The organism is Paraglaciecola polaris LMG 21857 (assembly GCF_000315055.1).
Classification (GTDB): domain Bacteria; phylum Pseudomonadota; class Gammaproteobacteria; order Enterobacterales; family Alteromonadaceae; genus Paraglaciecola; species Paraglaciecola polaris.
This window is the reverse complement of record NZ_BAER01000014.1, coordinates 45,878-72,423: the sequence shown is the minus strand read 5'-3', so window position 1 is coordinate 72,423 and position 26,546 is coordinate 45,878. Positions and strand designations below refer to the sequence as shown.

Genomic DNA, 26,546 nt, shown 5'->3' with positions numbered 1-26,546 from the left:
ACTTAAAATGATATATTTACATATAATTAGCGGCGCACGAGGTACCAAGCTGAGAAGCCAGCCAGAAACGCTGCACTGTAGCTTAGCCGTGAGGGTTTTACACCCAGCATGCAAGGGCGCTAATGCGCTAACAATGTGAAACGGTATCAACACCGATAAGATGTTCAACATGAACTCCCAGAGAGCATGGGCGCACGACCGCGCCCGATACTTATTTGCTGTGACGACGTAAGGTTTTAGGCCCGCACTTCACCATCACCTAATACGATAAATTTCTGGGTGGTTAACGACTCAGCCCCCATTGGACCATATGCGTGAAGCTTACTGGTAGAAATGCCTATTTCCGCCCCTAAACCTAGCTCACCACCGTCTGAGAAACGAGATGATGCATTGGCCATGACCACAGCTGAGTTTAACGTGCGGATAAACGCTTGAGCACGGCTAAAGTCTTGCGTTGCAATCACTTCAGTATGACCGGAGCTATAGGTTTCAATATGTTCTATGGCGGCATCAAAGTCATCCACAATCCGCACTGCTATCTCCATCGCCAGATACTCTGCATGCCAATCATCTTCGCTCGCAAGAGCAGCATTTTCAAAATACCCCAGACTGCGTTCACAGGCGTGGACTTTGACCTTAAATTCATCAAACAGCGCCCTAACTTTTAACATAAAAGTAGGTGCAATATCTTGATGTACCAATAGCGTTTCTAAAGAGTTGCAGACGCCAGTACGCTGGGTTTTACCGTTTTTTAATAGGTTAAGGGCTTTGCTCTCATCAGCGGCGTCATCCACATATAGGTGACACACACCTTTATAATGTTGAATAACCGGGATACGACTATTTTCACTAACAAAGCGGATCAAGCCCTCACCACCACGGGGAATAATCAAATCGATATCTTGATTCAGAGTCATCAATTCATTCATCACAGCACGATCTGGGTTTGGTACAACCACGACTGCCGCGGGATCTAAACCATTTTTATCCAGAGCAAAACTAATACACTCAGCCAAGGCTAAGTTTGAATGAAGGGCTTCTTTTCCACCCCGCAATATCACTGCATTACCGGCTTTTAGACAAAGAGCAGCAGCATCTATGGTCACATTCGGCCGGGATTCATAAATCATTGCGATAACCCCTAAAGGGATCCGCATCTTACCCACTTGAATGCCACTGGGCATTTGTTGCATATGCTCAATACTGCCCACTGGATCCGCTTGGGCTGCAATGTCGTTGACCGCATGGGCAATTTTTTGAATGCGTTCGGGGGTGAGCAATAATCTGTCGAGCATGGCGTCATCAAGATTGTTTTCGCGCCCGGCGCTTAAATCTTGTTTATTGGCTGCAATGATACCGTCAGTTTGTGCCAGCATGCGCTGGGCAATATCTTTTAACAATGTCTCTTTTTGTACAGCAGAGAGCTTAGCAATCTGACGTGAAGCAATACGCGCCGCTTTTGCCGCTTGAGCAATTGAAAATTCCATTCTAATAAACCTTATAAATTGGTGGTAGTTGGCACTAAAAACCAAAGCAACTTAGAGTAAAACCATATCGTCGCGATGAATGACTACTTCGCCAGAGGAATAGCCTAACAAGGTGTCAATTTTGTCACTTTGCTGGCCTTTAATTTTCACTAATTCACTATTGCTATACAAAGATAAACCTTTAGCTATTATCTGGTCTTTACAGCGAATATCAACTGCTTCACCCGGTTTAAACGAACCAAGCACACTGGTAATACCTGAAGGTAAAAGAGATGCACCTTTGTGCATTAACGCCTGACGAGCTCCCACGTCAATCACCAACGTTCCTTTAGAACGCAAAGTATGGCGTAGCCATTGGGTTCGGGCACCGTCGCGGTTTTTACTCGGAACGAACAGCGTCCCCGGTTGTTTACCCTGGCTAAGTTGTGCAAACACATCAGCATTACGGCCATTCACGATTAAAGTTTGAATGCCGCTTTTAGCACACTTTTCTGCAGCTTGAATTTTGGTGCGCATACCACCTGTACCGACACTGGTACCTGCACCGCCGGCCAAATCATGGATCTGCTGATTGATTTCGTGCACCTTAGGAATAAACCGTGCGTGTGGGTTTTTTCTCGGATCGGCATCATATAAGCCATCAATGTCGGAGCATATAATCAACGTATCCGCTTGTGCCACCAGCGCGGTGTATGCAGCCAAGTTGTCGTTATCACCGACTTTCAATTCATTAATCACCACAGTGTCGTTTTCATTCACTATTGGTAAGGCATGGTTACGCAGCAATTCACGCAAGGTATTCTTGATATTAACGTAGCGCGTGCGATTATGTAGATCGTCTGAGGTAAGTAATATTTGCGCACAATCAAAGTCAAATAATTGTGCCCAATTGGCCATCATTTGGGTTTGCCCAACAGCTGCCATAGCCTGTTTTTCAGCAATAGAAGGAAAGTGTTTATAGGCTATTTTACTGCGCCCAGCCGCAACACTGCCTGAAGAAACCAAAATCACCTCTTTTCCCTGTGCTCGACTGGCGCAAATGAACTGCGCGATGGGCAGCAAAAACTGACTACTGCATGCATTACCGTCTGGCGCTATGAGGGCGCTACCGACTTTGATAACGGCCCGTTGCCACGCGAACTGTGACATGTGAAATCCTACCTAATAAGTATTCCGTTAGAGTACGACAAACCAGTTTAGAAACAAGCTTTTGTCGTTATAAGCTATGGCCTTTTCGGCACAAAATATGTCTAGCCCAATGAATCCATCGAAAGTACGCATAACAGATGACTAAATGTGTATTTAAGAAAACTGTACAATTTTCTTACAAACCAGTAAGGCGTAATTACTGCTCACACCGAGATCTTATTCGACATTTGTAATAATATGACTGGCTGCGCTGAAAAATAATAACTAATTCAATGCAGTTCGTACTAAAAACGTCAGGGAATAACATGTTTAATAAAATAATCACTACAGCATTACTGTCGCTGCTATCGATAAGCGCAGCGAATGCCGCAATAGAACAAACCAAAGGCGACTTTTCAGACAAGTTTCGCCAACTCGATGAATCACTTCCTACTCCAAATGTATACCGAAATGCGGCAGGCCAACCCGGCCACCAATATTGGCAACAAGCAGTTGATTACAAAATTAAGGTGCACTTAAACGAAGAAAAACGTCGTTTAGAAGCCAACGAAAACATTACCTATAACAACAATTCACCCGATACGCTCAAGTATTTATGGTTGCAACTAGATCAAAATAAATTCAGAAATGACTCAATGTCAGCCATGACAACAACGTTTGGTGGTATTGGCGCAAGAGGACCCGCAACCCAAGGTGCTAATGGTGACAAGCCAGCCCAACTAAGCTTAGCAGCGTTACGTCGAGATCAGTTTGTAGCGGATCACGAACTGGGTTATGACATTCAAAAAGTCGTTGATGCTACAGGTAATACGTTGCACCACGTTATTGTCGGCACAAACATGCGAATCGACCTAGCTAAGCCTTTGCCGTCAGGTGAGTCAGTGGCGTTCGCGATCGATTACGCATACAACATAGTCGAAGAAGATGCGGTGTCAGCTCGTTCTGGTTATGAACATTTTCCAGACGATGAGCGCGAAGGCGGCAACGATATATTCTTATTGGCCCAGTGGTTCCCGCGTTTACATGCTTATACCGACTACGAAGCATGGACCAACAAAGAGTTTATTGGTCGTGGTGAGTTTACCCTTGAATTCGGTAACTACGACGTTGAAATGACAGTACCTAGCGATCACATCGTGAGTTCAACCGGTGTGTTGCAAAACCCTAAGCAAGTACTCACTTCTGCTCAGCGCAAACGCCTAAAAGAAGCAGAAACGGCTTCACGCCCTGTGTTTGTTGTAACAGCAGAGGAAGCGTTAGAAAACGAAAAAGAAGCGAGCAGCAAAGAAAAAACTTGGAAGTTCAGCGCTAAGAATGTGCGTGATTTTGCTTGGGCGTCATCTCGTAAATTTATGTGGGACGCTAAAGGCCATAAACAACAGGGCGCCGAGCAAGACTTAGTCATGGCAATGTCGTTTTATCCCAAAGAAGGGGGAGACTTGTGGAAGAAATATTCTACCGAGTCTGTTGTACATACATTAGACGTGTATTCTCGCTTCTCATTTGATTATCCATATCCAACTGCTCAGTCCGTCAATGGCCCTGTAGGCGGTATGGAATATCCAATGATCTCCTTTAACGGTCCACGCACTGAATTGCAGGATGACGGCAGTCGTACCTATTCTCAAGCAGAAAAGCGCTTTTTGATAGGTGTTGTGATCCACGAAGTAGGGCACAACTATTTCCCAATGATAGTTAACTCAGATGAACGTCAGTGGTCTTGGATGGATGAAGGCTTAAACAGTTTCTTAGATGGCGTTGCTGGTCGTGAGTGGGATCCAACGGTTCCTTGGGGTGTTGAGCCACGTGACGTTGTGGGTTACATGAAATCATCTTCACAGGTGCCTGTCATGACTCAATCTGACAGTGTTTTACACCTTGGTCCCAATGCCTACACTAAGCCCGCTGTCGCGCTTAATATTCTGCGCGAAACGATTTTAGGCCGGGAGTTATTTGATTTTGCATTCAAAGAATACGCTCAGCGCTGGATGTTCAAACGTCCTACACCGTCTGATTTTTTCCGTACCATGGAAGAAGCCAGTGGTGTTGATCTTGATTGGTTCTGGCGTGGTTGGTTTTACACCACAGATCACGTTGATATCTCGTTAGACAAAATATCTAAACTGCGCCTAGATACTAAAAACCCTGACATAGACTTCGATCGTCAACGTCAAGAAGAGCTCGATAAACCACTGTCGATAACAGACGAGCGCAATAAAGCTGAAGGCAAGCAGTTATGGGTTGAACGCTTTCCTGATATCAGTGATTTCTACGACGAAAATGATCGCTTCACTGTGACCAATAAAGAGCGTAATAAATACAATAAATTTCTGAAAGACCTAGAGCCTTGGGAGCGCACCGCTTTTGAACGCGCAGTGAAAGAAGATAAGAACTACTATGTTCTTGATTTCTCTAATAAAGGCGGGCTAGTTATGCCAATTATTTTAGAGCTTACCTTTGCTGACGGCACTACGCAGAATCAATATATTCCTGCTGAAATTTGGCGTCGTACCCCCAAAGCAGTGAGCAAGTTAATCGTGACTGATAAAGACCAGGAATTGGTCAGTGTATCAATTGACCCTCGCTGGGAAACAGCTGATGTTGACGTAAGTAACAATGATTATCCTCGTAAAATCATACCTTCGCGCATTGAGGCTTATAAAGCCAAGAAAAGCACCAAAAAAGTATCTCGCGATATCATGCAAGACATCAAAACGGAGCTGAAAAGCGATAATGATGATGAAGATGAGAACAACGATTAATCATGATTAAGTTTTTGTCTCGCACTTGTGCTGGCTTGCTACTGTTATTAGTAGCAAGTTCGGCGTTTTCTCATCAGCAGAAAACCGCCATCAGTACCGTGTTATTTAATCCTCGTACCGATAACATAGAAGTCATGCATCGATTTAACTTGCATGATGCCGAACATGCGGTTCGGCACATTTTTGGCAAAAATGCAGATATCATTGATTCTTTAAAAACCCAACAACAATTTAGCCAATATGTCAGTCAACGTTTTACGATGGCACGGGAGGATGGTCAGCTAATCCTGTTAAAATCAGCGGGCTTCGAAATAGATGGCAAATTTTTTTGGGTCTATCAAGAAACCCATCAACCCGAAAAGCTCAATAATCTGGTGATCAGCCATGACGCACTGCGTGATCTATGGCCAAGCCAAATAAATACAATCAATGTTGAAGGTAAGGGTGATTTACAAACCCTGACATTTGAAGACTCGATTGAGCTTCTCAAAGTAGAATTTGATCATCATTAATTGAGACTTTCGCCTCACGCTAGAACACCCAGAATGTCCGAAATATCTACCGGACATTTTTATATCTCGCCTAATCCGATTCCCGTGTATTCTAATGGGAGTTAACCACATTACATGAGACATCAATGACAATAATTTCTAGTCAGCACGGGTCTAAAAAAACCGAACCTGCTGTTTGGTTACTTTTTTTAGGCGTTTTATACACGCTTTATTTCGCCCAAAGCTTATTGATGCCACTCATTGTTACCTCATTGATAGCACTTCTTTTAAGCCCGCTCGTCGCTGGGCTTCAGCGTTTGCATATTCCCCGTACTATTTCTGCGTTCTTATTGGTTTCTACATTAATCGCGCCATTCACATTTCTTGGTGCTGAGTTAGCGGAGCCTGCGCAAAAGTGGGTAAAACTGGTTCCTGAACTCACCCAACACGTAACCGAGCAACTTGATTCGTTCAGTGATGCTATAGAAGGAGAAAACAAAAATAACGCGTCCGCAAAAAAGGATGATGAGGGATTCAGTTTTTTTGGGATGTTCGCTAAGAAAGCAGAAAAAACACCGACTAAAAGTGATGAAAATGCCATGTCGCAACGCTTAAAACAGGGTGGTCTAGAGATAATGCTGTCTGTGCTCTCAAGCACACCCTTGATATTGGCTCAGCTGATGACAGGAGTAATACTAACCCTCTTTTTACTGATTTTTGGTCCCAAGCTCTTTGAAGCGTTTATTCAGCACTTTCCAAAAATCACTGACAAAGACCAGGCGAGATGCTTAGTTGCCACAATCCAGACAGAGTTATCTCGTTACATAGTCACCGTGAGTATTATCAATGCGGGGCTTGGCTTAAGCACCGCGTTAGTTTTGTATTTAATTGGTATTGAAGATGCGTTGCTTTGGGGGGTATTAGCGGGGCTATTAAACTTTATTCCCTATGTAGGGTCGTTAATTGGCGCGACTATATTAACCTTAGCAGGCTTAGTCCAGTTTGGTGTGCAAGTCACCGCGCTTGTTCCCCCCGCCGTTTATTTTGGATTGAACCTTATTGAGTCGCAGTTTGTTACCCCTACGATACTAGGACGCAACATGCAACTTAATCCGCTTATCGTTGTTTTATGGCTATTGGTTTGGGGCTGGTTGTGGGGTGCTGTAGGCGTTCTTTTAGCGGTGCCGTTACTGGTATGTATAAAATTAATCTTAGCCCAGCTAAATATTTGGCCTCACTGGCTAAAAATAATAGAAGCAAAAAGCCACTAATTGTCACATCTATAAAAATTGATCCTGATCAAATTATACACTGAGGTTTTCGCTAGCATAGTGATATCAAATCACTTAGGGGAAACTACACATGATGGCATTAATACTGACAGATCCCGTCGCTTGGGGATCTATTCTTGGCATAGGAATTATCATTGCCTTATGCTGCTACTACGCTTATCTATTCGTACATAATACGATTGAAAACCGTTAATAATCCTACTTTCACAGGTATTAAATTAACAAAAGTAAAGAGTGATTTAACCCGTAGTGGCTAAATCCACTTTTTCTTCATCTATGTGCTTATGCTCTTTTTTTAATCTAGGCCACATAACTAAGCTAATGAGGGCAAACAGCCCCAAAGTTAATGCAAACCAACCAACTAATGGTTGGGTCAATATCACTAAACCTAACGACAGATATTTGCCGATTTCTAACCACCAGCCAGCGACTTTATAAGCGAGAATTTCCCCCACAGATACACTGGCGTAAACGACCCAACCGATAATGGCCAATTGCTGGGCTATGGCCAGATTGGTGATATTTAATAGAAACATCAAGCCAATCAGGGTCGTAAGTCCATGCTGGAGCAATCCATACACTTTACGTAATGTGCTTAACGGGATATCAAATTTTTTGAAGCGTGTTAAATCCACTCGACCAAGGGGGTAATCGCGCTCCATATCCGCCGGACGCCAACCAGTCTTACCAAACCACACCCTCAATTTGTCGGACCAACGCTTTGTACGCCAACTGTCTTTAATCAGCTGTTGATAAACATGTATATTGGCATAAATAGGGTTCCAACTGTGCAACGCTTTACGGATACCAAAAATAACGGGCTCTTGGTCCAATTCCTCTTGAAACGAGCCAAATAGGCGATCCCAAATGATGAAAACCCCACCGTAATTCCGATCTATATAAACTTGGTTTTGTGCATGGTGCGCTCGGTGATTTGATGGGGTCACAAAAACCCACTCAAGCCAACCTAATTTTTTGATATGTTGAGTGTGAACCCAAAACTGATAGATTAGATTAAGAGAGCCCACGCTTAAAAGCAGCAAAGGATCGACTCCAATAAAGGCTAACGGCAAATAGAAAATCCAACTTAAAAAACTGCCGCTAGTTTGCCGTAATGCAGTAGTCAGGTTGTATTCCTCACTGGAATGATGCACCACATGAGCGGCCCATAAGATACTCATTTCGTGACCCAGTCGATGATTCCAGTAATAGCAAAAATCGTATAGCACAAAGGCCAGCAATATTAACCAAGCATTGTCTGCTAGCGAAAAAAGGGCAAAATTTTCATATAAAAAAACGTACAAGGTAAAAGGCACAAGCGCCTTTAAAATACCAAACATCTGACTCAGTACACCTGCAGTGAGACTATTAATCGCATCGTTGGTCCGATAATAAGTCGTTTTTTTTGATCCGCTCGGCCACTAACTCGAACGCAATCAGCAGAAAAAAGAATGGGATCGCATAAATAATGTAACTCATTGAACTAAAACCTTAATCAAACGTAAACAGCTATATCCCGTGGTAAATTAAGATGTTCGCCACTTGTTAGCAACATTATATTAACATTTATTCGTTTTTTGCGGGCTTAATTGAATTTTACCCAGATCAGTCTGTCTCAATTAATTGCACAGAGTTAAGCTAAATTGCCCTTGATAGATTGACCTTTTATCACAACACTATAAGTTAACTAGGTAGACGCGTAACTATTCTTCGATATTCTAACTATCGTACGCAGAGATCCAAAGTTTTAGGCCAAGTGAGCGCCCATTAAGGAGTTTTTATGAGTGAAGAAGACACAAGAAATAGGTCATTAGTGCCTTACATAGCAATTGCTGTCGTGTTGATCGTTGTTATCGGTGCGGTACTTTTCTGGCCTGCTGAAAAAACCATTGAGCCCGTTCCTCCAGTTGATGTACCCGTGACGACTATACCTGACGTCACCCCTCTACCTGAGCCTGAGGAAGAACCGATGGAACAGGAGCCCGAAGTCATGCCTGAGGTTGAGGCCGAGCCTGAAGCCGCTCCAGAGCCTATTCCGTTAGATACTAGTGATGCTGCAGTAAAAACCGAGCTGCTCAAATTATCTGATTATGACGCGCTTGCTCGTTTATTGGTTAATGACGACTTGTTGCAACGCTTTGTCATTATGACCAATAACTTAGCCGACGACACGTTACCCGCTAATCACCAGGTGCTAACCGCACCAGAGCAATCATTCCGTACTTTCCAACAAGCCGATAAAGAATGGATAGATCCTGCGAGTTATAAGCGCTACACCCCTTATGTTGACGTACTTGAATCGTTAGATCCTCAATCTCTAGAGCAGCTTTATGAAGAGTACAAACCAGCTATCAATAAAATATTTGCTGAGATTAGCAGCCCTGGCCAAAACTTCGATGACACCTTAATAGAGGCGATGGACTTACTTTTGGATACACCCGAAGTGCCCGTTCCCGTAGAAGTCTATACTGATAGCGTCATGTTTAAATTCAAAGATCAGCGCCTAGAAGAACTGACTGCCCCGCAAAAGCAATTGTTGCGCACCGGCCCTGAGAATATGCGTCGAATCAAAGCTAAGCTGCGTGAATTAAAAAGCGCGATATCAGCTGCGCAGGAATAAGTTGAACTCATGGATTTAGCGACACTTCAAAAGCAGCTTGCTGACCAACAAGGTAAGCTGCCTCCCGTTGACAAATGGAACCCTGATTTTTGCGGTGACATGGATTTAGTGATCAAACACGATGGTAGTTGGTTTTATATGGGCACACCCATAGGGCGTAAACCCTTAGTGAAATTGTTTGCCAGCGTATTGAAAAAAGAAGACGAAAAGTACTATTTAGTCACCCCAGTGGAGAAACTGGGGATAAAAGTTGAAGATGTGCCTTATGTTATTACCCAGTGGGAAGTGCAAGACGATTTGCTGATATTTACCACTCAAACAGATGAACAAGTAGTGGTCAGTGCAAGCCACCCAGTGGAACTAAAGGACAATCCGCAGAACCAATTAGCATTGCCCTATATCAATGTCAGGCGTAATTTATGGGCTCGTTTGCATCAAAACGTATATTACCAATTAATTGAGCAAGCAGAACAACAAGGTAACGCCTTGTATATCAGCAGCGGTGATTATCAATTTTGCTTGGGCCATCTCTAGCATCACCAGAACTTCACTTTTATTCATCAAAATCATAATGTTGTATATTATTTACTAAATTCTCATTCAGGTGATTTTTATCTGTAAGTGGCATTTTGACCTAAAGCGTTATTTGCCCTAGTCTGAACATTCACTAGCTATAATGAGAACAATATCATGCGAGTTTTGTTTACCAGTGCGGCGCTTGCCGCCACCTTTATATGCGCCAACGCGGTTGCAGCCACTTATCTTCAAGCAGGCAAGCTGATCCCTGCCAACTCTAATGAGGTGATGAACCAAGTAACTGTGGTGATAGATGGCAGCACTATCCGTAAAATTCACCAAGGTTATATTCAGGGGGGAGAACAAGATGATGTTATTGATCTTAAAGATCACACCCTGATGCCAGGCCTAATGGATATGCATACTCACGTCACATCCCAACATAATGGTCCGTCTAGTTATATGGAGCGCTTTACCCTGAATGAGGCGGATTACGCCATTAAAGGTGTGCAGTATGCCCAAAGAACACTACAGGCCGGTTTTACCACCATTCGTAATCTTGGTGACGGTTACAATGAATCCGTCGCCCTTAGGAATGCCATTAACAAAGGGGTAGTTGAGGGACCTCGTATTTTTACCGCCGCTAAATCGATCGCCACAACAGGTGGCCACGCCGATCCCACAAACGGACAAGCTAACCGCTTTGAGGGCAATCCAGGCCCAAGAGAGGGGGTGATAAACGGCGTTGCAGAAGCACGAAAAGCCGTTCGCCAGCGCTATAAAGATGGAGCCGATTTAATTAAAATTACAGCGACCGGCGGTGTTTTGTCAGTGGCTAAAAGCGGCCAGAACCCACAATTTATGGATGATGAGTTACACGCCATCGTCGACACTGCCAAAGACTACGGTATGACCATTGCGGTGCACGCTCACGGGAAAGAAGGGATGGAACGAGCCATAAAAGCAGGGGTGACTTCCATTGAACATGGCACCTATATGGATGAGGAAACCTTCAAGCTGATGAAAAAACACGACACTTATTATGTTCCCACTGTGATGGCAGGTAATTGGGTAGCAGAGAAAGCCAAAATCGATGGCTTCTTTCCTGAATTAGTTCGTCCTAAAGCAGCGACCATTGGGCCACTAATTCTACAAACATTGGCTGATGCCCACAAAGCCGGCGTGAAAATAGCCTTCGGCACCGATTCAGGCGTATCTGCACACGGTGATAATGGTTACGAGTTTGTATTGATGGTCAAAGCAGGAATGAAACCAATAGAAGCAATACGCGCAGCTACTTACCACGGTGCGTTGCTTATCGGCCAAATTGACACTTTAGGCACAATTGAAGCGGGCAAGCTCGCAGATTTAGTCGCCGTAAAAGGTGACCCCTTAGACGACATTAAATACATGCAACAGGTGAGTTTTGTAATGAAAAATGGCGATATTTATAAAATGCCCGAGGCCTAACATTTAGATCTACGGCCGAATAGCGCAATAGTGAAAGCGTCACAAGCCCTGCTCGGTCACCTGTTGAGTACACCAGTATTTTATGTAATGCCTTTAATAAACACATCACGAATTTTGGAGCACCATATGAACTTAACCACACATGCATTCAGCGCTTTTACCCTAGCCAGTATGCTCTTTGCGGGTTCAACCCTAGCAGAACAACAAGACTTAAAAGCGAAAGTACAGAGCGCAATGGCTAGCGATATTCGCGATGCAGCCGACACAGCGCGCGACGATAATCGTCTTCCCTTGGAAACCCTCACATTTTTCGGCTTACAGCCTGATATGCATATTGTAGAACTGATCCCTGGAGGGGGATGGTATAGCAAAATACTCGCCCCAGTAGTTGCAGACAAAGGGCAGTACTATGCGGCGATTGGCACGAGTCGGTTAGCTAGCGGTCTTTTCACCCAAGCTGGTTTTGAAAAAACGAAAGTGTTAGCTGAAGATGCACGCTTGTGGCGCGAAGAAGGTGACAGACTATATTCGTTAGCGGTGGATTCACTTGGCGTAACGGATCTAGACATGGTGCTAACATTTCGCAACTATCATAACTTTAACGAGCAAGGCAGACGCAAAATGAATGAGGTAGCGTTTGCGGCATTAAAACCAGGCGGTATATACGCAGTCGTAGATCACACGGCTCGTCACAATGAACCTGAAAATAATGCGAATAGACGCCGTATCGATCCCGTGTTGGCGATCCATGAAATACAGCAAGCTGGTTTTAAATTCGTGGATTATAGCGATTTACACTACCGGGAAGACGATGAATTACGCTACGAAGTGGGAGCAAAAAGTGTCACAGGCAACACGGACCGTTGGACGCTTAAATTCACAAAACCAGAATAAAATAAATTAAATCAATAAGTTAAATATTATTAAAAAGCCTTTCTCGGTCGTATTCTAATGCTTACCGAGAAGGGTAACAAATCCAACAATATCAATTGATAATCATTCTCATTTGCGTTAGATTATTATTACGCTATCCACAAGAGAACGATTATGTCGAACAACTTCTTATGTCCCAATCATCGTCAATGGTTGTCTAGTAACCCCCTGGCGGCCCACACACATCTGCGAGAAACCCAAGACACGGGACAGTTTTATCGTGACCAAGGTGCTTGGCAGCAGGCCTTACCATATCTGGGCTGTGCATATGAAACCGCGGAAATTATTTTGGTCCAAGCAAGCCGTCAAACCTCGCACAAAATTGTCGACTTCACCGCTTCCGCGGTTTTATTGGCTGACACGTTACAAAAATTGGGACAAAAAACCATGAGCTTATCGATATATGATCAAGCTCAGCGCCGCTTAAAACCCGAACTCAGCCTGAGTTACCAACAACCTAAACTGCAGCGGTGTATTCTAGACTGCATTAAATCACTGGCATTAGGGGCAGGTTTTCATCAGCAGTTTATGCACAGCCAAGTACAGCAAGAAAGCAGCATCCATTAGTCATCGAAATATCGTTAGCGGGGGAAGAATATGCAAAATTCTGCTGTTCAGTCGTTTGAACAAAATCAGTTTGTACCCATTCAATTACGTGTTGACGTGCTCAAGCGCCTATTAGCAGCGCACTATGTCTGTGCCGAAGAACTGCATTGTGAAGGTACCCAGAGCAAGCGAATTATAATGAAATTATTACTACAAGCCGCCGCGGTATAACGCAAGCGGCTTTGATTACCTTATTTAACCTTATTTTTGCGGATAAGGTAACAGTAGGGTTTGCTGTCGACTTCACTGTTAAGCAGGGTGTGCCCCATGAAACGACAAAAACTCGGGATATCTCGTGTGGTAGAGTGATCATCTGCGGTGATGGCCAAAGTTTCCCCTATTTGCATGTTGCGGATACTTAATCGCACCATCATAACGGGTTCTGGGCAGCGCAGACCCGTGGCATCAAGCTGGTGATTAGCATGCTTAAAATCCACTGGGTTCACATCAGATCCCATAATCAACTCGGTACTGCTTGATGTTAGCCAAATGTTCGGCCAACTCAGGTTGTGCTGTCACCTGAGTGTGCAAATATTCAATCAAATCCGCCAAACTCACAATCGAAACAACTTGAGTTGCAAAATCACGCTCAACTTCTTGAATCGCTGACAACTCGCCTTGACCTTTCTCTTGACGATCAAGAGCAATCAACACACCAGCAAGAGTGGCGTCATGGGCCTCAATTATCCGCATAGATTCGCGAATAGCGGTTCCTGCTGTTATCACATCATCCACTAACATGACTTTTCCGGTCAATGGACTACCGACTAGATTACCGCCTTCGCCATGCGTTTTGGCTTCTTTGCGATTAAAACAATAGGGTTTGTCTACGTCATGTTTATCAGCTAGCGCTACCGCTGTTGTGGTAGCGATAGGGATCCCCTTATAAGCAGGGCCAAACAGAAGGTCAAATTCAATATTCGAGGCTTGCAGAGCTTGGGCGTAATACTGGCCCAATATTGCTAAATCCCGACCGGTATTAAACAAGCCAGCATTGAAAAAGTACGGGCTTTTACGCCCTGACTTCAAAGTGAATTCACCAAACTTAAGCACGCCACGGCCTAGGGCAAATTCAATAAATTCTTTTTGATAATCGAGCATTTATCTACCTATGTATTTAGAAGCAAGTCTTTATAATTAAAAGCTTAGTTAAGCGCAGTTTTTTGTTCATCGAACAACTCACGAATACCGTGTTTAGCAAGCTCTAACATCTCGTGCATTTCTTCTATGCTAAACGGTTCGCCTTCAGCAGTGCCTTGCACTTCAATCATTTTACCTGTGTCTGTCATGACAACGTTCATATCAGTTTCAGCTTCAGAGTCTTCGGTATATTCCAAGTCAGCAATCGCGTTCCCTTTGTAGATCCCCACAGAAATAGCCGCAATCATGTGCTTCATAGGGTTAGCTTTGATGATCCCCTTGCTGCGCATCCACGTTAAAGCATCAACTAATGCCACACAAGCACCTGTAATAGAAGCAGTTCGTGTACCGCCATCTGCTTGAATCACGTCACAATCGACGACTATCGTGTTCTCACCCAATAGTTTTAAATCAAGTGCGGCGCGTAAAGAACGAGCAATTAAACGCTGAATTTCTAACGTACGTCCGCCTTGCTTGCCACGAGCGGCTTCACGATCGGAACGAGTGTGGGTAGCACGCGGTAACATGCTGTACTCAGCCGTAACCCACCCTTTTCCCTGTCCTTTCATAAAACGCGGCACACCTTCGGTAACTGAAGCGTTACACAATACCTTTGTGTTACCAAACTCGATCAATACCGACCCTTCTGCGTGGCAGGTGAAATTACGGGTAATAGTGACCGGACGAATTTGGCTTGCGGTTCTGTCGTTTGGGCGCATGGATGACTCCTTTAAATTATTTGCGCGCATTATACCGAAATGGTCGTCAGGGTTCTTAATAAAATACGCCTTAAATAACACTTATCGACCATTGAAATTTGGCCAACCTATGTTAGCTATCGCGCATTGCATTCACAGGGGTATAATGGCACTAAGATTTAATTAAGGAACGAACCTAATGATATACAGCATGACCGCATTTGCCCGCCGCGAACTCAAAGCACAGTGGGGTACAGCCGTATGGGAAATCCGCTCTGTTAACCAACGCTTTCTTGAAACCTACTTTCGCCTGCCGGAGCAATTCAAAAGCCTTGAGCCTATTTTACGAGAACGTTTTCGCAAGCAGCTTCAGCGCGGAAAAGTAGAGTGTGCATTGCGTTTTGTGGCCAACGATGCCGCTGTGGGTAAACTCAGTTTAAATGAAGACCTTGCTCGCCAAGTAATGAGTGCTGCCGACTGGGTACAATCTCACGGGCAATCTGCTGGGGTTAATCCGTTAGACGTACTACGTTGGCCAGGGGTAATTGCCGCAGAAGAAGCGGATATGGAAGGTATTCAGGCCGAAGTACTTACCGAATTTGACGCGACTCTTGGTGACTTTATTACTGCTCGCGCTACCGAAGGCAGCAACCTGTGCGCCATGATTGAGCAGCGTCTTGACGGCATTGAAGTTGAAGTAGATAAAGTAACTAAGCATATGCCTGAGGTTATTCAGTGGCAACGGGATAAAATTCTGGCACGCTTTGAAGAAGCCAAAGTTGAACTTGATGCCAATCGCGTTGAACAAGAAATGATTATGCTCGCGCAAAAAGTCGATGTGGCAGAAGAACTCGACCGCTTAGTTTCACATATTGGCGAAACGCGTAAAATCTTAAAGAAAGGTGGTCCGGTAGGTCGCCGTTTAGATTTTATGATGCAAGAGTTTAACCGTGAATCTAACACCTTAGGCTCAAAGTCTATCAATAGCGACATCACCCAATCAGCGGTCGAGCTGAAAGTTTTGATAGAACAAATGCGTGAGCAGATTGCTAACATCGAGTAAATAAACCCGTTATTTTTACAACTGAGCCTCTACTTTAGAGGCTTTTTTTACGTTTAATTTTGTCTAATGGCAATGAATTTCGAGTTCCGTCAATTTGTATCCACATTTGACGTATTTGTGCACTGTGGAGCTTAACGGGTTTGTATACACTGGCGATAACAGTTATAGGAAGAGCACAAGTAGATGAAGCAAGTACATTTCAGTACGATCAGCGAATATCACCAATTCGCGGGAAGAAAAGCACCTGAGCATCCGCTTTTTTCTATATCTGATACACATACCTCCCCACACAATACTGCGAACACTAGAGCAGATAATTGTATTTTTAGCAGTGATTTCTATGTTATTTCTCTGAAAAAAGTCATCTCAGGTAACATATTTTATGGCAAAAAAAAGTACGACTGTCAAAGCGGAACTATGTTATTCATGGCCCCAGAATAGACGATCAGTGCGAATAGCGTTAGCCTTGAATCTAATGGAAAAATGATACTATTTCACCCAGATTTTATTCGTGGCCATGATATATATTCACGAATTAAAAAGTATTCCTTTTTTAGCTATGCGGTAAACGAAGCTCTGCATTTATCGCCTAATGAAGAAGCTTTGATCGCCAAGATAATCAACAATATATCGGACGAATGCCAAAACGGACACGACGAATTCAGCCGCGACATCATTCTGGCACAATTGTCAGCGTTATTAAGCTACGCAGAGCGTTTTATCGTCGCTAGTTTGCGCTCAGAAGTGAGTCACAATCGTCTATTTTCAACCAATTCATTGCCTGCTTTGATGCGCTTTGTGTCGAGCAAGAAAAAACGCCCGCCGTTAATGAAATATCCACCCTCATGGGAATGACACAGCGTTATTTAAACAATGGACTAAAAGTTGCCACGGGTAAATCAGCCAAAGAGAGTATGCAGTTGCACTTAATCGACCGCTCAAAAGACTTATTGTTAGGTACAAGCCGCTCTGTAGCGAGCATTAACGGCCATGTCGTTAACATCACATCAGTAGGTGGGTTAGTTGGCCAACCATTCAATGAATTTTACTGTGCTGCGAAATTTGCAGTTGAAGGCTACGTAGAATCGGTATCAACGTATATAACGCCCAACTTTGGCATTAATTTTACCAATGTTGAGCCAGGGGGTATTCAGTCAGAATTTGCTAACAATGCACTGGCACAATTCCAAGGCGCTGGTAGCATTACGGATGATGAATACCGACCTATTTTAGAAAAGTATATTGCTGTTGCAGGCAGCCGTACAGCTGGGGTTTATCAAACATCGGAAGAGGTGGCTAAGATTGTCACTGATTCTATTAACAGCCCAACCCATTAGAATACGTACTTCACCGTGGTCTGAGCAGTTCTGCACTTTGAAGACCGACAATGATCCTACTGGTTTAAAACAACAGCAGCAGGTGATCAGCCGTATGCTTTAAGCAATTATGTTGGGCTGTTTTATCAGTGTTAAAACAGCCCACAATTTCATCATCAATAACAGTAACCTCTGTATGTGTTGGCTAACCTAACTAGGCGCCGTTAAATGAACGTATCCCATCATTCAACGCGCATGTACCGCTTCAATAAACGCATTCTTATGTTTCATGTGGAACACGCTTAGCAGCTAGTCAGCAAAGTTGAATTCAATAAATTAACCCTATTCATGCGCTATAGATACAAGCGTTGGTCGTGCAAACTGCATCTTCTAATGGGAACGCTCGGGTAATTTTTTGTTTTTTTAACAACCTATCTGAATATATAAGCCGCAATTCCACTAACGAAATGGTTCTTTTATCGTCAACATTGCTCTAGTATGCGCGCACTGTGAATTGCGCTGGTATTTAGTCAGATTTGACGCAGTCAACAGTATGGGAAATTACACTTTAGTCTATGTCGAATTTTTTAACACTGGTGGTAATAGAATATAGAAAGATATTTTAATCGATTGATTTTTAATATTTTTTATCATTTGGCTTATTATATGCTTTTAGCTTTTTAGCACATTGTAACCGCGTTTCATGTGGGAAAATCCTACGTTGTGGTTGCGTACTTAAATTGAACGATAAATTACTGGTTTAGATGTACAGATGTCTTGTTTAACACGAAAATTACAACAGCAACTCACCCGTTATATTCAACGTAATAGTAATGCGTTAGCTGCCGATGATGCAGAGCAAATTCGCAACGCGTTAGTCAGCAAAGGAGTGTGTCCTTCTGATGTCACAACGGATCAGGTAAAAGTGATTCTACAGGGCGTGCGGAGTAGCTAAATAGCAATAGACTCGTTGAAGTAACGATTGAAGTCTAACTTAAATTCACTGGCCATAACCGCCTTATCAACACGGTACTGTGAGTGCAGTAGATCAATTTCTGCTGGTGGCAAATAATGTCCGCTACGAACAGAATAAAATACTTTCACTCTGGGTTTCAGAGGATGGTTTTCATTCTGTTTAATCACCACAGCAATTTTTTCACTGGATAATTTCACCAAACTGCCTACCGGGTATACGCCGATACATTTAATAAATTGCTCGACCAAATGCTGGTCGTACTTAATCGGTGCGTCTTCATGCAATATTTTTAGCGCTTTTTGCGATGGCATACCTGCCTTGTAACAACGATCTGCTGTAATCGCATCGTAGGTATCCACTATGGCTATCATACGCCCAAATTTGCCAATTTCATCACCTCGCGCACCATCAGGGTATCCGTAACCATCGAGCCTTTCGTGATGCTGAGAAATGGTTTCTATCATGCGCTCGGGAATACCCATATCTTCAAGTACTCGCACACCAAAATAAACGTGATCTCGCATCACGACCATTTCCTGATCAGTTAAACGACCTGGTTTATGTAAAATATCGTCTGGTACTTTTATTTTGCCAATGTCATGTAGAAATCCAGACAAAGACAATTCTTGCACCTCGTCTTCAGGCATATCTAAGTAATTAGCAAAATTAGCCAATAAAATGGCCACATTTAACGAGTGCTCTAACAAGTAACTGTCTTTTTCACGAATTTTTGTCATGCACAATAAAGCGTTGGGATTACGGTCGATTGAGGAAACCAAGTTTTTGGTAAATTCCTGTGGAATAGCAATATCAATTGGTAAGCCTTTATCCACGGCTTGCATCATTCGGCGCTGCAGGACTTTACCTTTTTCATGTAACTTTGCTGCTTTGCCTATTTCATCCGCAAAGGAGATGTCTTGCTCTGGGGACTCTTCTACTTGAGGTGTAGGCTCTTCTATTGGCAGTTGCTTACTCAAATCAATAATCAAGGACACTATCCCTTGCTTTTTCATTGCCGTAATCGCAGCGTAGGTTTTGACTCTTCCTCGACTCTTAATTTGCAGGTTGCCATTTTGCTGGGCAATAGAGTCAACATACATGCCGACTTCCAATTCATTTACTAGGATAGTTTTTAACACTAAAAATAGATTCCAAATAGATGAAATACGAAGGATGCGAGAAAAATAAACGATTTTGCATATTTGCGCAAACTCCTCAGCCCATTAAACAATATTAGCTGCTCTTTCATAACGTTTATTGCCGTTTACCATTTACGGATTAAATCGATCAATTCAGTCGTGTGTTTTCACTAAAATTCATTAATACCGTTGCAAAAGAACAATTCACGAAAAAAAACAAATTAATAACAACTTTTGTTAACGGTAAGTTAAATATAGCCAATTGACATATAGTTAACATGACTTTAACGTAATCCTGCGTTTACATCTTGCTGTTAGTTTGAAGCTATCGGGAACACCAAGGTTCACGCCTCTTTTGATGATTATAAATCAGGATCACAAGGTACACGTTATGAACACACATAAAACTTTTAAAAAGTCATTGCTGACCAGCAGTATTTCATTGCTACTCAGTAGTGCAGTCGTAATGCCGACAATGGCACAAGAACAAGCAGCACAAGAAGATGTAGAAGTTATTCAAGTCAGCGGCATTCGCGGTAGTTTATTACGCGCCATGGATATAAAGCGCGATTCAAGTGGCATCGTGGATGCTATATCCGCAGAAGACATGGGGAAATTTCCTGACTCTAACCTTGCTGAATCATTACAACGTATTACGGGGGTATCGATTGACCGTGCTAGTGGTGAGGGCTCACAAGTGACTGTTCGCGGCTTTGGTGCTGCCAATAACTTGATTACCCTTAATGGTCGTCAATTACCGACCACTACCGGTAGCAGAACGTTCGATTTCGCGAATATCGCTTCCGAAAGTGTTTCCGGTGTGGAAGTGTATAAAACTGCGGATGCTAGCGTCACCTCAGGTGGCATAGGTGCAACCATCAACTTATCGACTCACCGTCCATTTCACTCTCCTGGTACAAAAGCGACTTTCGGGGCCAAATTAGTTGACGATAAATCTACTGACAAAGGAGATATGACGCCAGAAATCAGTGGTTTGTATTCACAAACTTTCGCTGACGAAACTTTTGGTATCTCCATATCTGGTAGTTATCAAGAACGTGAAAGCGGTATGCAAGAATTTATTGATACCCAAGGCTATCGAGCCAGTGAATATACCAATACCGGTTGGGGTGGCGTACCTGCCGGGGCAGAAGGCGGTACAAATCGTCCCACATCGGGTATCTATTCAAACCCCCAGCAGCCTAGATATGTATTTGAGGAACGCCAAAGGGATAGAACCAACGGGCAACTTGTTTTACAGTTTAGGCCCACGGACAATATCACTACTACTTTAGATTACACCTTGATCCGCAACAACATAGAAGAGCAACACACCGACGCTTCAGTATGGTTTGGTTATGCTGGTGATCGTAGTGAATCAATTTGGGCAGGCGAACCAAACGCGGTACCGCTGGTCTATTCAGAAATATATGAAATTAACAGCGACGCAGACTTAGAAGATACTTCATTGACAGTTGGCGCTTGGGGCCGTGAAGAGAGCATTGACTCAATAGGTCTCAATGTAGAATGGCAGGTTAATGACGATCTTGAGTTAACATTAGATCACCACAGTTCGGAAGCTGAAATGAAGGCTTCAGACCCTCGCCATGGTACCCGTAACAATATTCAATTACCTTCTTACACTCGTACCCGTACAGGTTTGGATCTATCAGGCGAGTTACCAGGCATCGCCACAGGCAACATCGAAAACTTCAATCCAAATACCATGCGCTTATCAGGTAGTTGGTTTGCCAATGACTTCTACACATCAGAAGTCGACCAAACCCAAGTGAAAGGTAAATATGTATTAAATGACGACGCCAGTATAGATTTTGGTGTATCTATTAATACAGTAAACAATCGCTACCGCCATACACAAGTACAGCGTGCTGACTGGGGCGGTGTAGGTGTAGAAGGCGACTTTGCTGACGTTAACTGGACCGAAGATACTATTCTCGATAAATTCGATGCAAAAGCGGGGAATTTCGAAGGGACAGCAACCCAAGGTGATTACGATTTATTTAATCGTATTTGGTATGCCGATTTCGATGAAATCGTACGTGCGGCAGAATTTGCCGACCCAGTGGCTAACGTAGATACCGTTTGGGGGGACTGCTTAGCGCCAGAGGGTGCATCAGCGGGTCCAAATGGTGAAGGGCATTTTTGTGCTTCAACCAACTGGGATGCTGAAACCAACCGCTTTACTGAGGAAGAAACGACAGCCGCGTTCGTGCAACTCCACTATGATGGCGAGTTGAGTGACATGCCGTATAATGCTCATCTAGGCATGCGTTATGAAAAAACGGATATTACTTCTACCGCATCAGCGCCAGGGTACAGCAGAGTGGAGTGGTCAGAAGCAACCTCTACGGCTGTAACTGGTGTAACCGGAATTGAAACACTTAAGCAATCTGCAGACTATTCGCAGTTCTTACCCAGTTTTAATTTTAATCTTTCGGTCACTGACGACGTGATCTTACGCGCTGCATTAAGTAAAACTATTTCACGTGCTGGTTATGGAGCCCTGCAAGGCGGCACAACTATCAGCACTGCGGGCAGTTTAAGTGGTTACTCGGGGAATTCAGGGAACCCAGGACTCCGTCCTTTAGAGTCGGTAAATTACGATTTGTCTGCTGAATGGTATTATGAAGAAGGTAGTTATGTATCCCTAGGCTATTTCAGAAAAGATGTCACCAACTGGATAACCACTGGTACCAACAACTCAACAATCTTCAATCTTGCTAACCCATTGGACGGTGAAAAATTTGATGCAGCAGTGGCTGCGTTAGGCGCCGGTGCGACTAACCAACAGTTGCGCACATACATCTTTGAGAACTATGCTGATGATCCAAACGTTACACCAAAATTTGACGAAAATGGCGAGTTAGACGGCGGGACAATATTGGGAGATTCAGCCACTGACAATCTCGTTAATTTTAGAATCAACGTACCGGTAAACGGTGATACCGAACACACCATCGATGGTGTTGAATTTAATGTTCAGCACTTGTTTGGTGAATCCGGTTTTGGCGCAATTGTTAACTACACTATGGTGGACTCAGGTTTAGAGTACGATAAATCGTCCTTAGCTGACACTGAAGCACTTGTTGGCTTAAGTGATACCGCCAACCTAGTTGCCTTCTACGATAAAGACGGTCTTCAAGCGAGAATAGCCTATAACTGGCGTGATGAGTTTTTAAATGAACGCCGAGTAAATGGCGATCTAACTGCCCCCATTTTTACCGATGCTTATTATCAAATTGACTTTAACCTTAGTTATGAGATTAAACAGCTTGAAGGACTGACGGTATTTATAGAAGGTATTAATATTACTGATGAATATATCAATGAATACGGCCGAGATAATCGTTTAATTTATAAACTTACACAATCAGGCGCTCGCTATAACATTGGTGCTAGATATACCTTTTAATTTTTAGCGCTAATCAAAAGTGAAAAATACGCCACGATACTTATGTTTACATAGCTATCGTGGCTTTTGGGTAATACCACGACACATTTTAGGCTGTGGTATTAACCACCAACAACAATAAAAAGTGGGGCTTTTATGGCAAACCATGTGTTACTAAACAACATAGAGCACAGCGATCTACGCGTAATCACTCAGCGTGGCGATGAATTTGGCGACAACCTGTGGTTCTCTCCTACCTTTGTTGATGAAATGCGCAGTGTGCAAGCACATTATCCTATTGTATTTCACAAAGACCAAAACACGGCTCAATTTACACCCGTGGCCCTTTTTGGCTTTCAACAACAGGAAAATTTATTTCTGCAGTCTAATGAATGGGATGCTACCTATATTCCACTCTCCGTGCAGCGCATGCCTTTCTTTATTGGCAGACAAGATATCACTACTGACGGCGTGACCGAGCAGCAACGCGTGATTACTTTAGATACTGACTCTCCCAGAGTCAGTAAAACTCAAGGTGTGGAGTTGTTTTTAGAATACGGTGGCAACAGTCAATATCTAGAAGATATCGCCGCAATGCTTGAAACACTGCACCATGGCCTGCAAGATAACGAAGCGTTTGTAAACACATTGATCTCGCTTAATCTACTGGAATCAATGACCCTTGATGTGACCTTAGATAATGGTGCGAATCATCAGTTGATTGGCTTTTACACCATAAATGAGGATGTGCTGAATAACCTGAGTCCGGATAACATCGTGCAGCTGCATAATGCAGGTTACCTTCAAGCCGCGTACCTGATTTTAGCCTCACAAGTGCATTTTAATGATCTGGTCGCGTTAAAAAACAAGCGGGTCGCGCGAGGGCAATAATCGGAGATCATTGAAATGTCGTTACCACCTGTCAAGTCTGCTATCCAAGCGGTAAAATACCTTGAAGGGATTACACCCAAAAACATTCCGGCGGCTTTGCTTAATAGCCAAGAGCCAATCGTGCTTAAAGGGTATTGTGCCCACTGGCCACTAGTAAAAGCCGCTAGGCTATCTGATGTGGACGCTGCACAGCACCTAGCAAAGTTTGACCAAGGGGCTACATTTCATACCCATCACTTACCCAATACTGAGCAAGGGCGTGTGTTCTATAACCAGAATATGACGGGATTCAACTTCGAATCTAGCCAACAAAAACTCCCTAAAATATTGGATGATATTTTACATAATGCACAAAGCAAAAATGGCAAATGTGTTTACGTTAGTGCCACCAGCCTTGCGCAAAGTTTACCTGGACTACTTGAACAGTTAGAGGCATTACCTGACATCAATATGCCATTGGTGAACATTTGGTTAGGTAATGCTAGTCGTATAGCGGCCCATTATGATTTTGCCCAAAATTTTGCCTGCTGCGTGGTCGGTAAACGTCGTTTCACTCTGTTTCCCCCTGAACAACTTGAAAATCTATATGTGGGCCCTTTAGATAAGGCCCCAGGCGGGCAGGAGATTAGCACTGTTGATGTTCCTAACCCAGATTTCGCGCAACACCCTAAGTTTGCCCGTGCCTTAGCCGCCGCTCAAGTTGCAGAGCTAGAGGCCGGAGATGCGCTTATTCTGCCCAGTATGTGGTGGCACCATGTACAAGGATTAAGTGGACTCAACGTGCTTATCACTCACTGGTGGCGTGATACCCCAACAAAAATGGGCCGGCCAATGAATGCCTTGCTATTAGCCATGATGAGCGTACGAGACTTACCTAGACATCAACGGGATGCTTGGAAAAACCTATTTGATCATTATGTATTTGAACATCGACCAGAGTACTTCTCGCATATCCCGGATGCAGCTAAAAGTATACTCGCTAGCCCAATGGACGATGTCAGCCTAAAAAAACTACGTGCTGATCTACAAAATAAACTCAGGCGATAATGAATTTAACGAAAAACGAGTAATATTTTATGCAACAAGATGCAATCAAAAATGTTGTTATCGCTGGTGGCGGTACCGCAGGCTGGATGACAGCAGCGGCATTTGGAAAGTTATTTGGCAAGAACATCAAAGTGACACTTGTGGAGTCTGATGCTATTCCCACTGTCGGTGTCGGTGAAGCAACGATACCCACATTGCACTTGTTTCACGACCTATTAAAAATCAACGAAGCTGATTTTATGGCTGCCACTAATGCCACATTTAAACTGGGTATAAAATTCGATGACTGGTACAAAAAGCAGCAATCTTATATTCACTCTTTCGGGCATTTTAATCATGGATGTTGGGCTGCGGGATTCCAACATTTTTGGTTACGTGGAAAAAATGTAAATATCGCTTCAGAAATAGGAGATTATTGTCCTGAACATCTCGCTTGTCGGTTAGGTAAATTTGCCACAGCCCCCAAACAAGAACGCAATCATGCATTTCACTTAGATGCTGGGTTATACGCAAAGTTTTTACGCAATATTGCCCAACAATGCGGCGTAAAACGCATTGAGGGTAAAATTAATACGGTTAACCTTGATGAAGACAACGGCTTTATTCAATCACTTATCTTAGATAATGGGCAACACATTGTGGGTGACTTATTTATTGATTGCACTGGTTTTCGCGGTGTATTGATAGAGCAAACTTTGCATACCGGCTACGAGGATTGGAGTCATTGGTTGCCTTGTGACAGTGCGGTCGCGGTGCAAACCGAATTACTGGGTAACAGTGTTCCTTACACCCGTTCGATTGCTCATGATGCAGGCTGGCAATGGCAAATTCCGTTACAAAACCGTATGGGTAACGGTCTGGTTTTCTGCAGCAAATATATAAGCGATGAAGATGCCAAAACACAACTGTTGGCAAATATTCAGGGCAAAACGTTAAATACACCTAGAGTCATCAAGTTTAAAACGGGTGTAAGGCGTAAACTATGGAATAAAAACTGCGTTGCTATTGGTTTGGCTGGTGGTTTTATTGAGCCACTTGAGTCCACCAGTATTCACCTCATACAGCAAAGTATTATCCGTTTGATGCAATCCCTACCAACCAAACGCATGGATCCAGCAATCATAGATAGATTTAATACTTCTATGCGTGGTGAAATCGATAATATTCGTGACTTTATTATTTTGCATTACCATGCCACCGCTCGCAAAGACAGTGCATTTTGGCGCTACTGCCAAAACATACCTATTCCTGAAACACTGCGAGCTCGCATGGAACAATTTGCTCAAAGTGCCCATGTATATCAAGGTAGTGGCGAATTATTTGGAGAAGCTTCTTGGTTACAAGTAATGCTAGGTCAAGGCATCATGCCCAACAGTTATCATCCTATAGTTGATTTAATGTCAGAGCAGGAACTTATTGAATTTTTGGCGACAATTAAATCTCAAACGTCTAGACGGGTCAGCAGTTTGCCTGATCACTTAGATTTTATCCGCCACTACTGTAAAAGCCCATCGGCCCACACTTAAGTGACTATGTCT

24 protein-coding genes are annotated in these 26,546 nt (G+C 43.4%); 17 read left to right on the top strand and 7 right to left on the bottom strand.

The features are described 5' to 3' along the window. Positions 1–236 precede the first annotated feature (236 nt). Positions 237–1,487: a glutamate-5-semialdehyde dehydrogenase gene (locus tag GPLA_RS01400; protein WP_007103010.1), complete on the bottom strand. Its 1,251-nt coding sequence runs from the start codon at positions 1,485–1,487 to the stop codon at positions 237–239. 51 nt (positions 1,488–1,538) lie between these two features. After that, positions 1,539–2,636 (bottom strand): glutamate 5-kinase, encoded by a 1,098-nt coding sequence (gene proB / locus GPLA_RS01395; RefSeq protein ID WP_007103009.1) that lies wholly within the window; start codon positions 2,634–2,636, stop codon positions 1,539–1,541. Positions 2,637–2,941: 305 nt separating this feature from the next. Here proB and GPLA_RS01390 point away from each other — a divergent pair, with 305 nt between their 5' ends. The 3 genes from GPLA_RS01390 to GPLA_RS01380 all read left to right on the top strand — a co-directional run bounded on the left by GPLA_RS01390 (position 2,942) and on the right by GPLA_RS01380 (position 7,160). Continuing rightward, the gene (locus GPLA_RS01390) at positions 2,942–5,398 is read left to right on the top strand and encodes a M1 family metallopeptidase (protein ID WP_007103008.1); all 2,457 of its coding nucleotides are present in this window, start codon (positions 2,942–2,944) and stop codon (positions 5,396–5,398) included. Positions 5,399–5,400: 2 nt separating this feature from the next. Beyond that, positions 5,401–5,910: a DUF6702 family protein gene (locus tag GPLA_RS01385; protein WP_007103007.1), complete on the top strand. Its 510-nt coding sequence runs from the start codon at positions 5,401–5,403 to the stop codon at positions 5,908–5,910. A 125-nt stretch (positions 5,911–6,035) separates the two neighbouring features. Next, entirely contained in the window at positions 6,036–7,160 is a 1,125-nt protein-coding gene (locus GPLA_RS01380) for an AI-2E family transporter (RefSeq protein WP_007103006.1), read from the top strand. A 260-nt stretch (positions 7,161–7,420) separates the two neighbouring features. Here GPLA_RS01380 and GPLA_RS01375 read toward each other — a convergent pair whose 3' ends face one another. Next, positions 7,421–8,521, bottom strand: coding sequence for a sterol desaturase family protein (locus GPLA_RS01375; protein ID WP_007103004.1), 1,101 nt, complete (start codon positions 8,519–8,521; stop codon positions 7,421–7,423). 440 nt (positions 8,522–8,961) lie between these two features. On the opposite strand from GPLA_RS01375, the gene GPLA_RS01370 reads away from it, so the two are divergent. From GPLA_RS01370 to GPLA_RS01345, 6 genes are all read left to right on the top strand, one after another. Beyond that, entirely contained in the window at positions 8,962–9,801 is an 840-nt protein-coding gene (locus GPLA_RS01370) for a DUF3014 domain-containing protein (RefSeq protein WP_007103003.1), read from the top strand. A gap of 9 nt (positions 9,802–9,810) precedes the next feature. Beyond that, positions 9,811–10,335, top strand: coding sequence for a DUF1285 domain-containing protein (locus GPLA_RS01365; RefSeq protein WP_007103002.1), 525 nt, complete (start codon positions 9,811–9,813; stop codon positions 10,333–10,335). Positions 10,336–10,491: 156 nt separating this feature from the next. Then, positions 10,492–11,787, top strand: coding sequence for a metal-dependent hydrolase family protein (locus GPLA_RS01360; RefSeq protein ID WP_007103001.1), 1,296 nt, complete (start codon positions 10,492–10,494; stop codon positions 11,785–11,787). 126 nt (positions 11,788–11,913) lie between these two features. After that, positions 11,914–12,681 (top strand): class I SAM-dependent methyltransferase, encoded by a 768-nt coding sequence (locus tag GPLA_RS01355; RefSeq protein WP_007103000.1) that lies wholly within the window; start codon positions 11,914–11,916, stop codon positions 12,679–12,681. A 153-nt stretch (positions 12,682–12,834) separates the two neighbouring features. Then, positions 12,835–13,287 (top strand): hypothetical protein, encoded by a 453-nt coding sequence (locus GPLA_RS01350; protein WP_007102999.1) that lies wholly within the window; start codon positions 12,835–12,837, stop codon positions 13,285–13,287. A 30-nt stretch (positions 13,288–13,317) separates the two neighbouring features. Further along, on the top strand, positions 13,318–13,497 hold the full coding sequence (locus tag GPLA_RS01345; RefSeq protein WP_007102998.1) for a hypothetical protein: 180 nt from the start codon (positions 13,318–13,320) through the stop codon (positions 13,495–13,497). A 20-nt stretch (positions 13,498–13,517) separates the two neighbouring features. Here GPLA_RS01345 and tusA read toward each other — a convergent pair whose 3' ends face one another. The 3 genes from tusA to rph are packed head-to-tail and all read right to left on the bottom strand — an operon-like array spanning position 13,518 to position 15,185. Next, entirely contained in the window at positions 13,518–13,784 is a 267-nt protein-coding gene (gene tusA, locus GPLA_RS01340) for a sulfurtransferase TusA (RefSeq protein ID WP_007102997.1), read from the bottom strand. Next, the gene (gene pyrE / locus GPLA_RS01335; protein WP_007102996.1) at positions 13,774–14,427 is read right to left on the bottom strand and encodes an orotate phosphoribosyltransferase; all 654 of its coding nucleotides are present in this window, start codon (positions 14,425–14,427) and stop codon (positions 13,774–13,776) included. Before pyrE ends, tusA begins: the two co-directional genes overlap by 11 nt. Before the next feature lie 44 nt (positions 14,428–14,471). Beyond that, positions 14,472–15,185 carry a ribonuclease PH gene (gene rph / locus GPLA_RS01330; protein WP_007102995.1) on the bottom strand — a complete coding sequence of 238 codons (714 nt, stop codon included), beginning with the start codon at positions 15,183–15,185 and terminating at the stop codon, positions 14,472–14,474. 178 nt (positions 15,186–15,363) lie between these two features. Between rph and GPLA_RS01325 the strand changes: the two genes are divergently transcribed. The 4 genes from GPLA_RS01325 (at position 15,364) to GPLA_RS01310 (ending at position 18,498) form a co-directional block, all read left to right on the top strand. Then, positions 15,364–16,227: a YicC/YloC family endoribonuclease gene (locus GPLA_RS01325; protein ID WP_007102994.1), complete on the top strand. Its 864-nt coding sequence runs from the start codon at positions 15,364–15,366 to the stop codon at positions 16,225–16,227. 483 nt (positions 16,228–16,710) lie between these two features. Further along, the gene (locus GPLA_RS22860; protein WP_007102993.1) at positions 16,711–17,082 is read left to right on the top strand and encodes a hypothetical protein; all 372 of its coding nucleotides are present in this window, start codon (positions 16,711–16,713) and stop codon (positions 17,080–17,082) included. Then, positions 17,073–17,564, top strand: a complete 492-nt coding sequence (locus GPLA_RS01315) for an SDR family NAD(P)-dependent oxidoreductase (RefSeq protein ID WP_007102992.1) — start codon at positions 17,073–17,075, stop codon at positions 17,562–17,564. Before GPLA_RS22860 ends, GPLA_RS01315 begins: the two co-directional genes overlap by 10 nt. A gap of 751 nt (positions 17,565–18,315) precedes the next feature. Further along, entirely contained in the window at positions 18,316–18,498 is a 183-nt protein-coding gene (locus GPLA_RS01310) for a hypothetical protein (protein ID WP_007102990.1), read from the top strand. Here GPLA_RS01310 and GPLA_RS01305 read toward each other — a convergent pair. Next, entirely contained in the window at positions 18,495–19,658 is a 1,164-nt protein-coding gene (locus tag GPLA_RS01305) for an HD-GYP domain-containing protein (protein ID WP_040513736.1), read from the bottom strand. The genes GPLA_RS01310 and GPLA_RS01305 overlap by 4 nt on opposite strands. A gap of 391 nt (positions 19,659–20,049) precedes the next feature. On the opposite strand from GPLA_RS01305, the gene GPLA_RS01300 reads away from it, so the two are divergent. From GPLA_RS01300 to GPLA_RS01285, 4 genes are all read left to right on the top strand, one after another. Beyond that, positions 20,050–23,091, top strand: a complete 3,042-nt coding sequence (locus tag GPLA_RS01300; RefSeq protein ID WP_007102988.1) for a TonB-dependent receptor — start codon at positions 20,050–20,052, stop codon at positions 23,089–23,091. A gap of 135 nt (positions 23,092–23,226) precedes the next feature. Next, on the top strand, positions 23,227–23,961 hold the full coding sequence (locus GPLA_RS01295; RefSeq protein WP_007102987.1) for a SapC family protein: 735 nt from the start codon (positions 23,227–23,229) through the stop codon (positions 23,959–23,961). A gap of 15 nt (positions 23,962–23,976) precedes the next feature. Next, complete coding sequence (locus GPLA_RS01290; RefSeq protein ID WP_007102986.1) at positions 23,977–25,008, top strand: cupin-like domain-containing protein; 1,032 nt, start codon at positions 23,977–23,979, stop codon at positions 25,006–25,008. Between the two features lie 29 nt (positions 25,009–25,037). After that, positions 25,038–26,534: a tryptophan halogenase family protein gene (locus tag GPLA_RS01285; RefSeq protein ID WP_007102985.1), complete on the top strand. Its 1,497-nt coding sequence runs from the start codon at positions 25,038–25,040 to the stop codon at positions 26,532–26,534. The last annotated feature ends 12 nt before the right edge of the window (positions 26,535–26,546 follow it).

Bases quoted from the DNA above. Each gene is read 5' to 3' on its own strand.
- GPLA_RS01400 (WP_007103010.1), bottom strand. From the start codon at position 1,487: ATGGAATTTTCAATTGCTCAAGCGGCAAAAGCGGCGCGTATTGCTTCA.
- proB (WP_007103009.1), bottom strand. From the start codon at position 2,636: ATGTCACAGTTCGCGTGGCAACGGGCCGTTATCAAAGTCGGTAGCGCC.
- GPLA_RS01390 (WP_007103008.1), top strand. From the start codon at position 2,942: ATGTTTAATAAAATAATCACTACAGCATTACTGTCGCTGCTATCGATA.
- GPLA_RS01385 (WP_007103007.1), top strand. From the start codon at position 5,401: ATGATTAAGTTTTTGTCTCGCACTTGTGCTGGCTTGCTACTGTTATTA.
- GPLA_RS01380 (WP_007103006.1), top strand. From the start codon at position 6,036: ATGACAATAATTTCTAGTCAGCACGGGTCTAAAAAAACCGAACCTGCT.
- GPLA_RS01375 (WP_007103004.1), bottom strand. From the start codon at position 8,521: ATGTTTGGTATTTTAAAGGCGCTTGTGCCTTTTACCTTGTACGTTTTT.
- GPLA_RS01370 (WP_007103003.1), top strand. From the start codon at position 8,962: ATGAGTGAAGAAGACACAAGAAATAGGTCATTAGTGCCTTACATAGCA.
- GPLA_RS01365 (WP_007103002.1), top strand. From the start codon at position 9,811: ATGGATTTAGCGACACTTCAAAAGCAGCTTGCTGACCAACAAGGTAAG.
- GPLA_RS01360 (WP_007103001.1), top strand. From the start codon at position 10,492: ATGCGAGTTTTGTTTACCAGTGCGGCGCTTGCCGCCACCTTTATATGC.
- GPLA_RS01355 (WP_007103000.1), top strand. From the start codon at position 11,914: ATGAACTTAACCACACATGCATTCAGCGCTTTTACCCTAGCCAGTATG.
- GPLA_RS01350 (WP_007102999.1), top strand. From the start codon at position 12,835: ATGTCGAACAACTTCTTATGTCCCAATCATCGTCAATGGTTGTCTAGT.
- GPLA_RS01345 (WP_007102998.1), top strand. From the start codon at position 13,318: ATGCAAAATTCTGCTGTTCAGTCGTTTGAACAAAATCAGTTTGTACCC.
- tusA (WP_007102997.1), bottom strand. From the start codon at position 13,784: ATGGGATCTGATGTGAACCCAGTGGATTTTAAGCATGCTAATCACCAG.
- pyrE (WP_007102996.1), bottom strand. From the start codon at position 14,427: ATGCTCGATTATCAAAAAGAATTTATTGAATTTGCCCTAGGCCGTGGC.
- rph (WP_007102995.1), bottom strand. From the start codon at position 15,185: ATGCGCCCAAACGACAGAACCGCAAGCCAAATTCGTCCGGTCACTATT.
- GPLA_RS01325 (WP_007102994.1), top strand. From the start codon at position 15,364: ATGATATACAGCATGACCGCATTTGCCCGCCGCGAACTCAAAGCACAG.
- GPLA_RS22860 (WP_007102993.1), top strand. From the start codon at position 16,711: ATGATACTATTTCACCCAGATTTTATTCGTGGCCATGATATATATTCA.
- GPLA_RS01315 (WP_007102992.1), top strand. From the start codon at position 17,073: ATGGGAATGACACAGCGTTATTTAAACAATGGACTAAAAGTTGCCACG.
- GPLA_RS01310 (WP_007102990.1), top strand. From the start codon at position 18,316: ATGTCTTGTTTAACACGAAAATTACAACAGCAACTCACCCGTTATATT.
- GPLA_RS01300 (WP_007102988.1), top strand. From the start codon at position 20,050: ATGAACACACATAAAACTTTTAAAAAGTCATTGCTGACCAGCAGTATT.
- GPLA_RS01295 (WP_007102987.1), top strand. From the start codon at position 23,227: ATGGCAAACCATGTGTTACTAAACAACATAGAGCACAGCGATCTACGC.
- GPLA_RS01290 (WP_007102986.1), top strand. From the start codon at position 23,977: ATGTCGTTACCACCTGTCAAGTCTGCTATCCAAGCGGTAAAATACCTT.
- GPLA_RS01285 (WP_007102985.1), top strand. From the start codon at position 25,038: ATGCAACAAGATGCAATCAAAAATGTTGTTATCGCTGGTGGCGGTACC.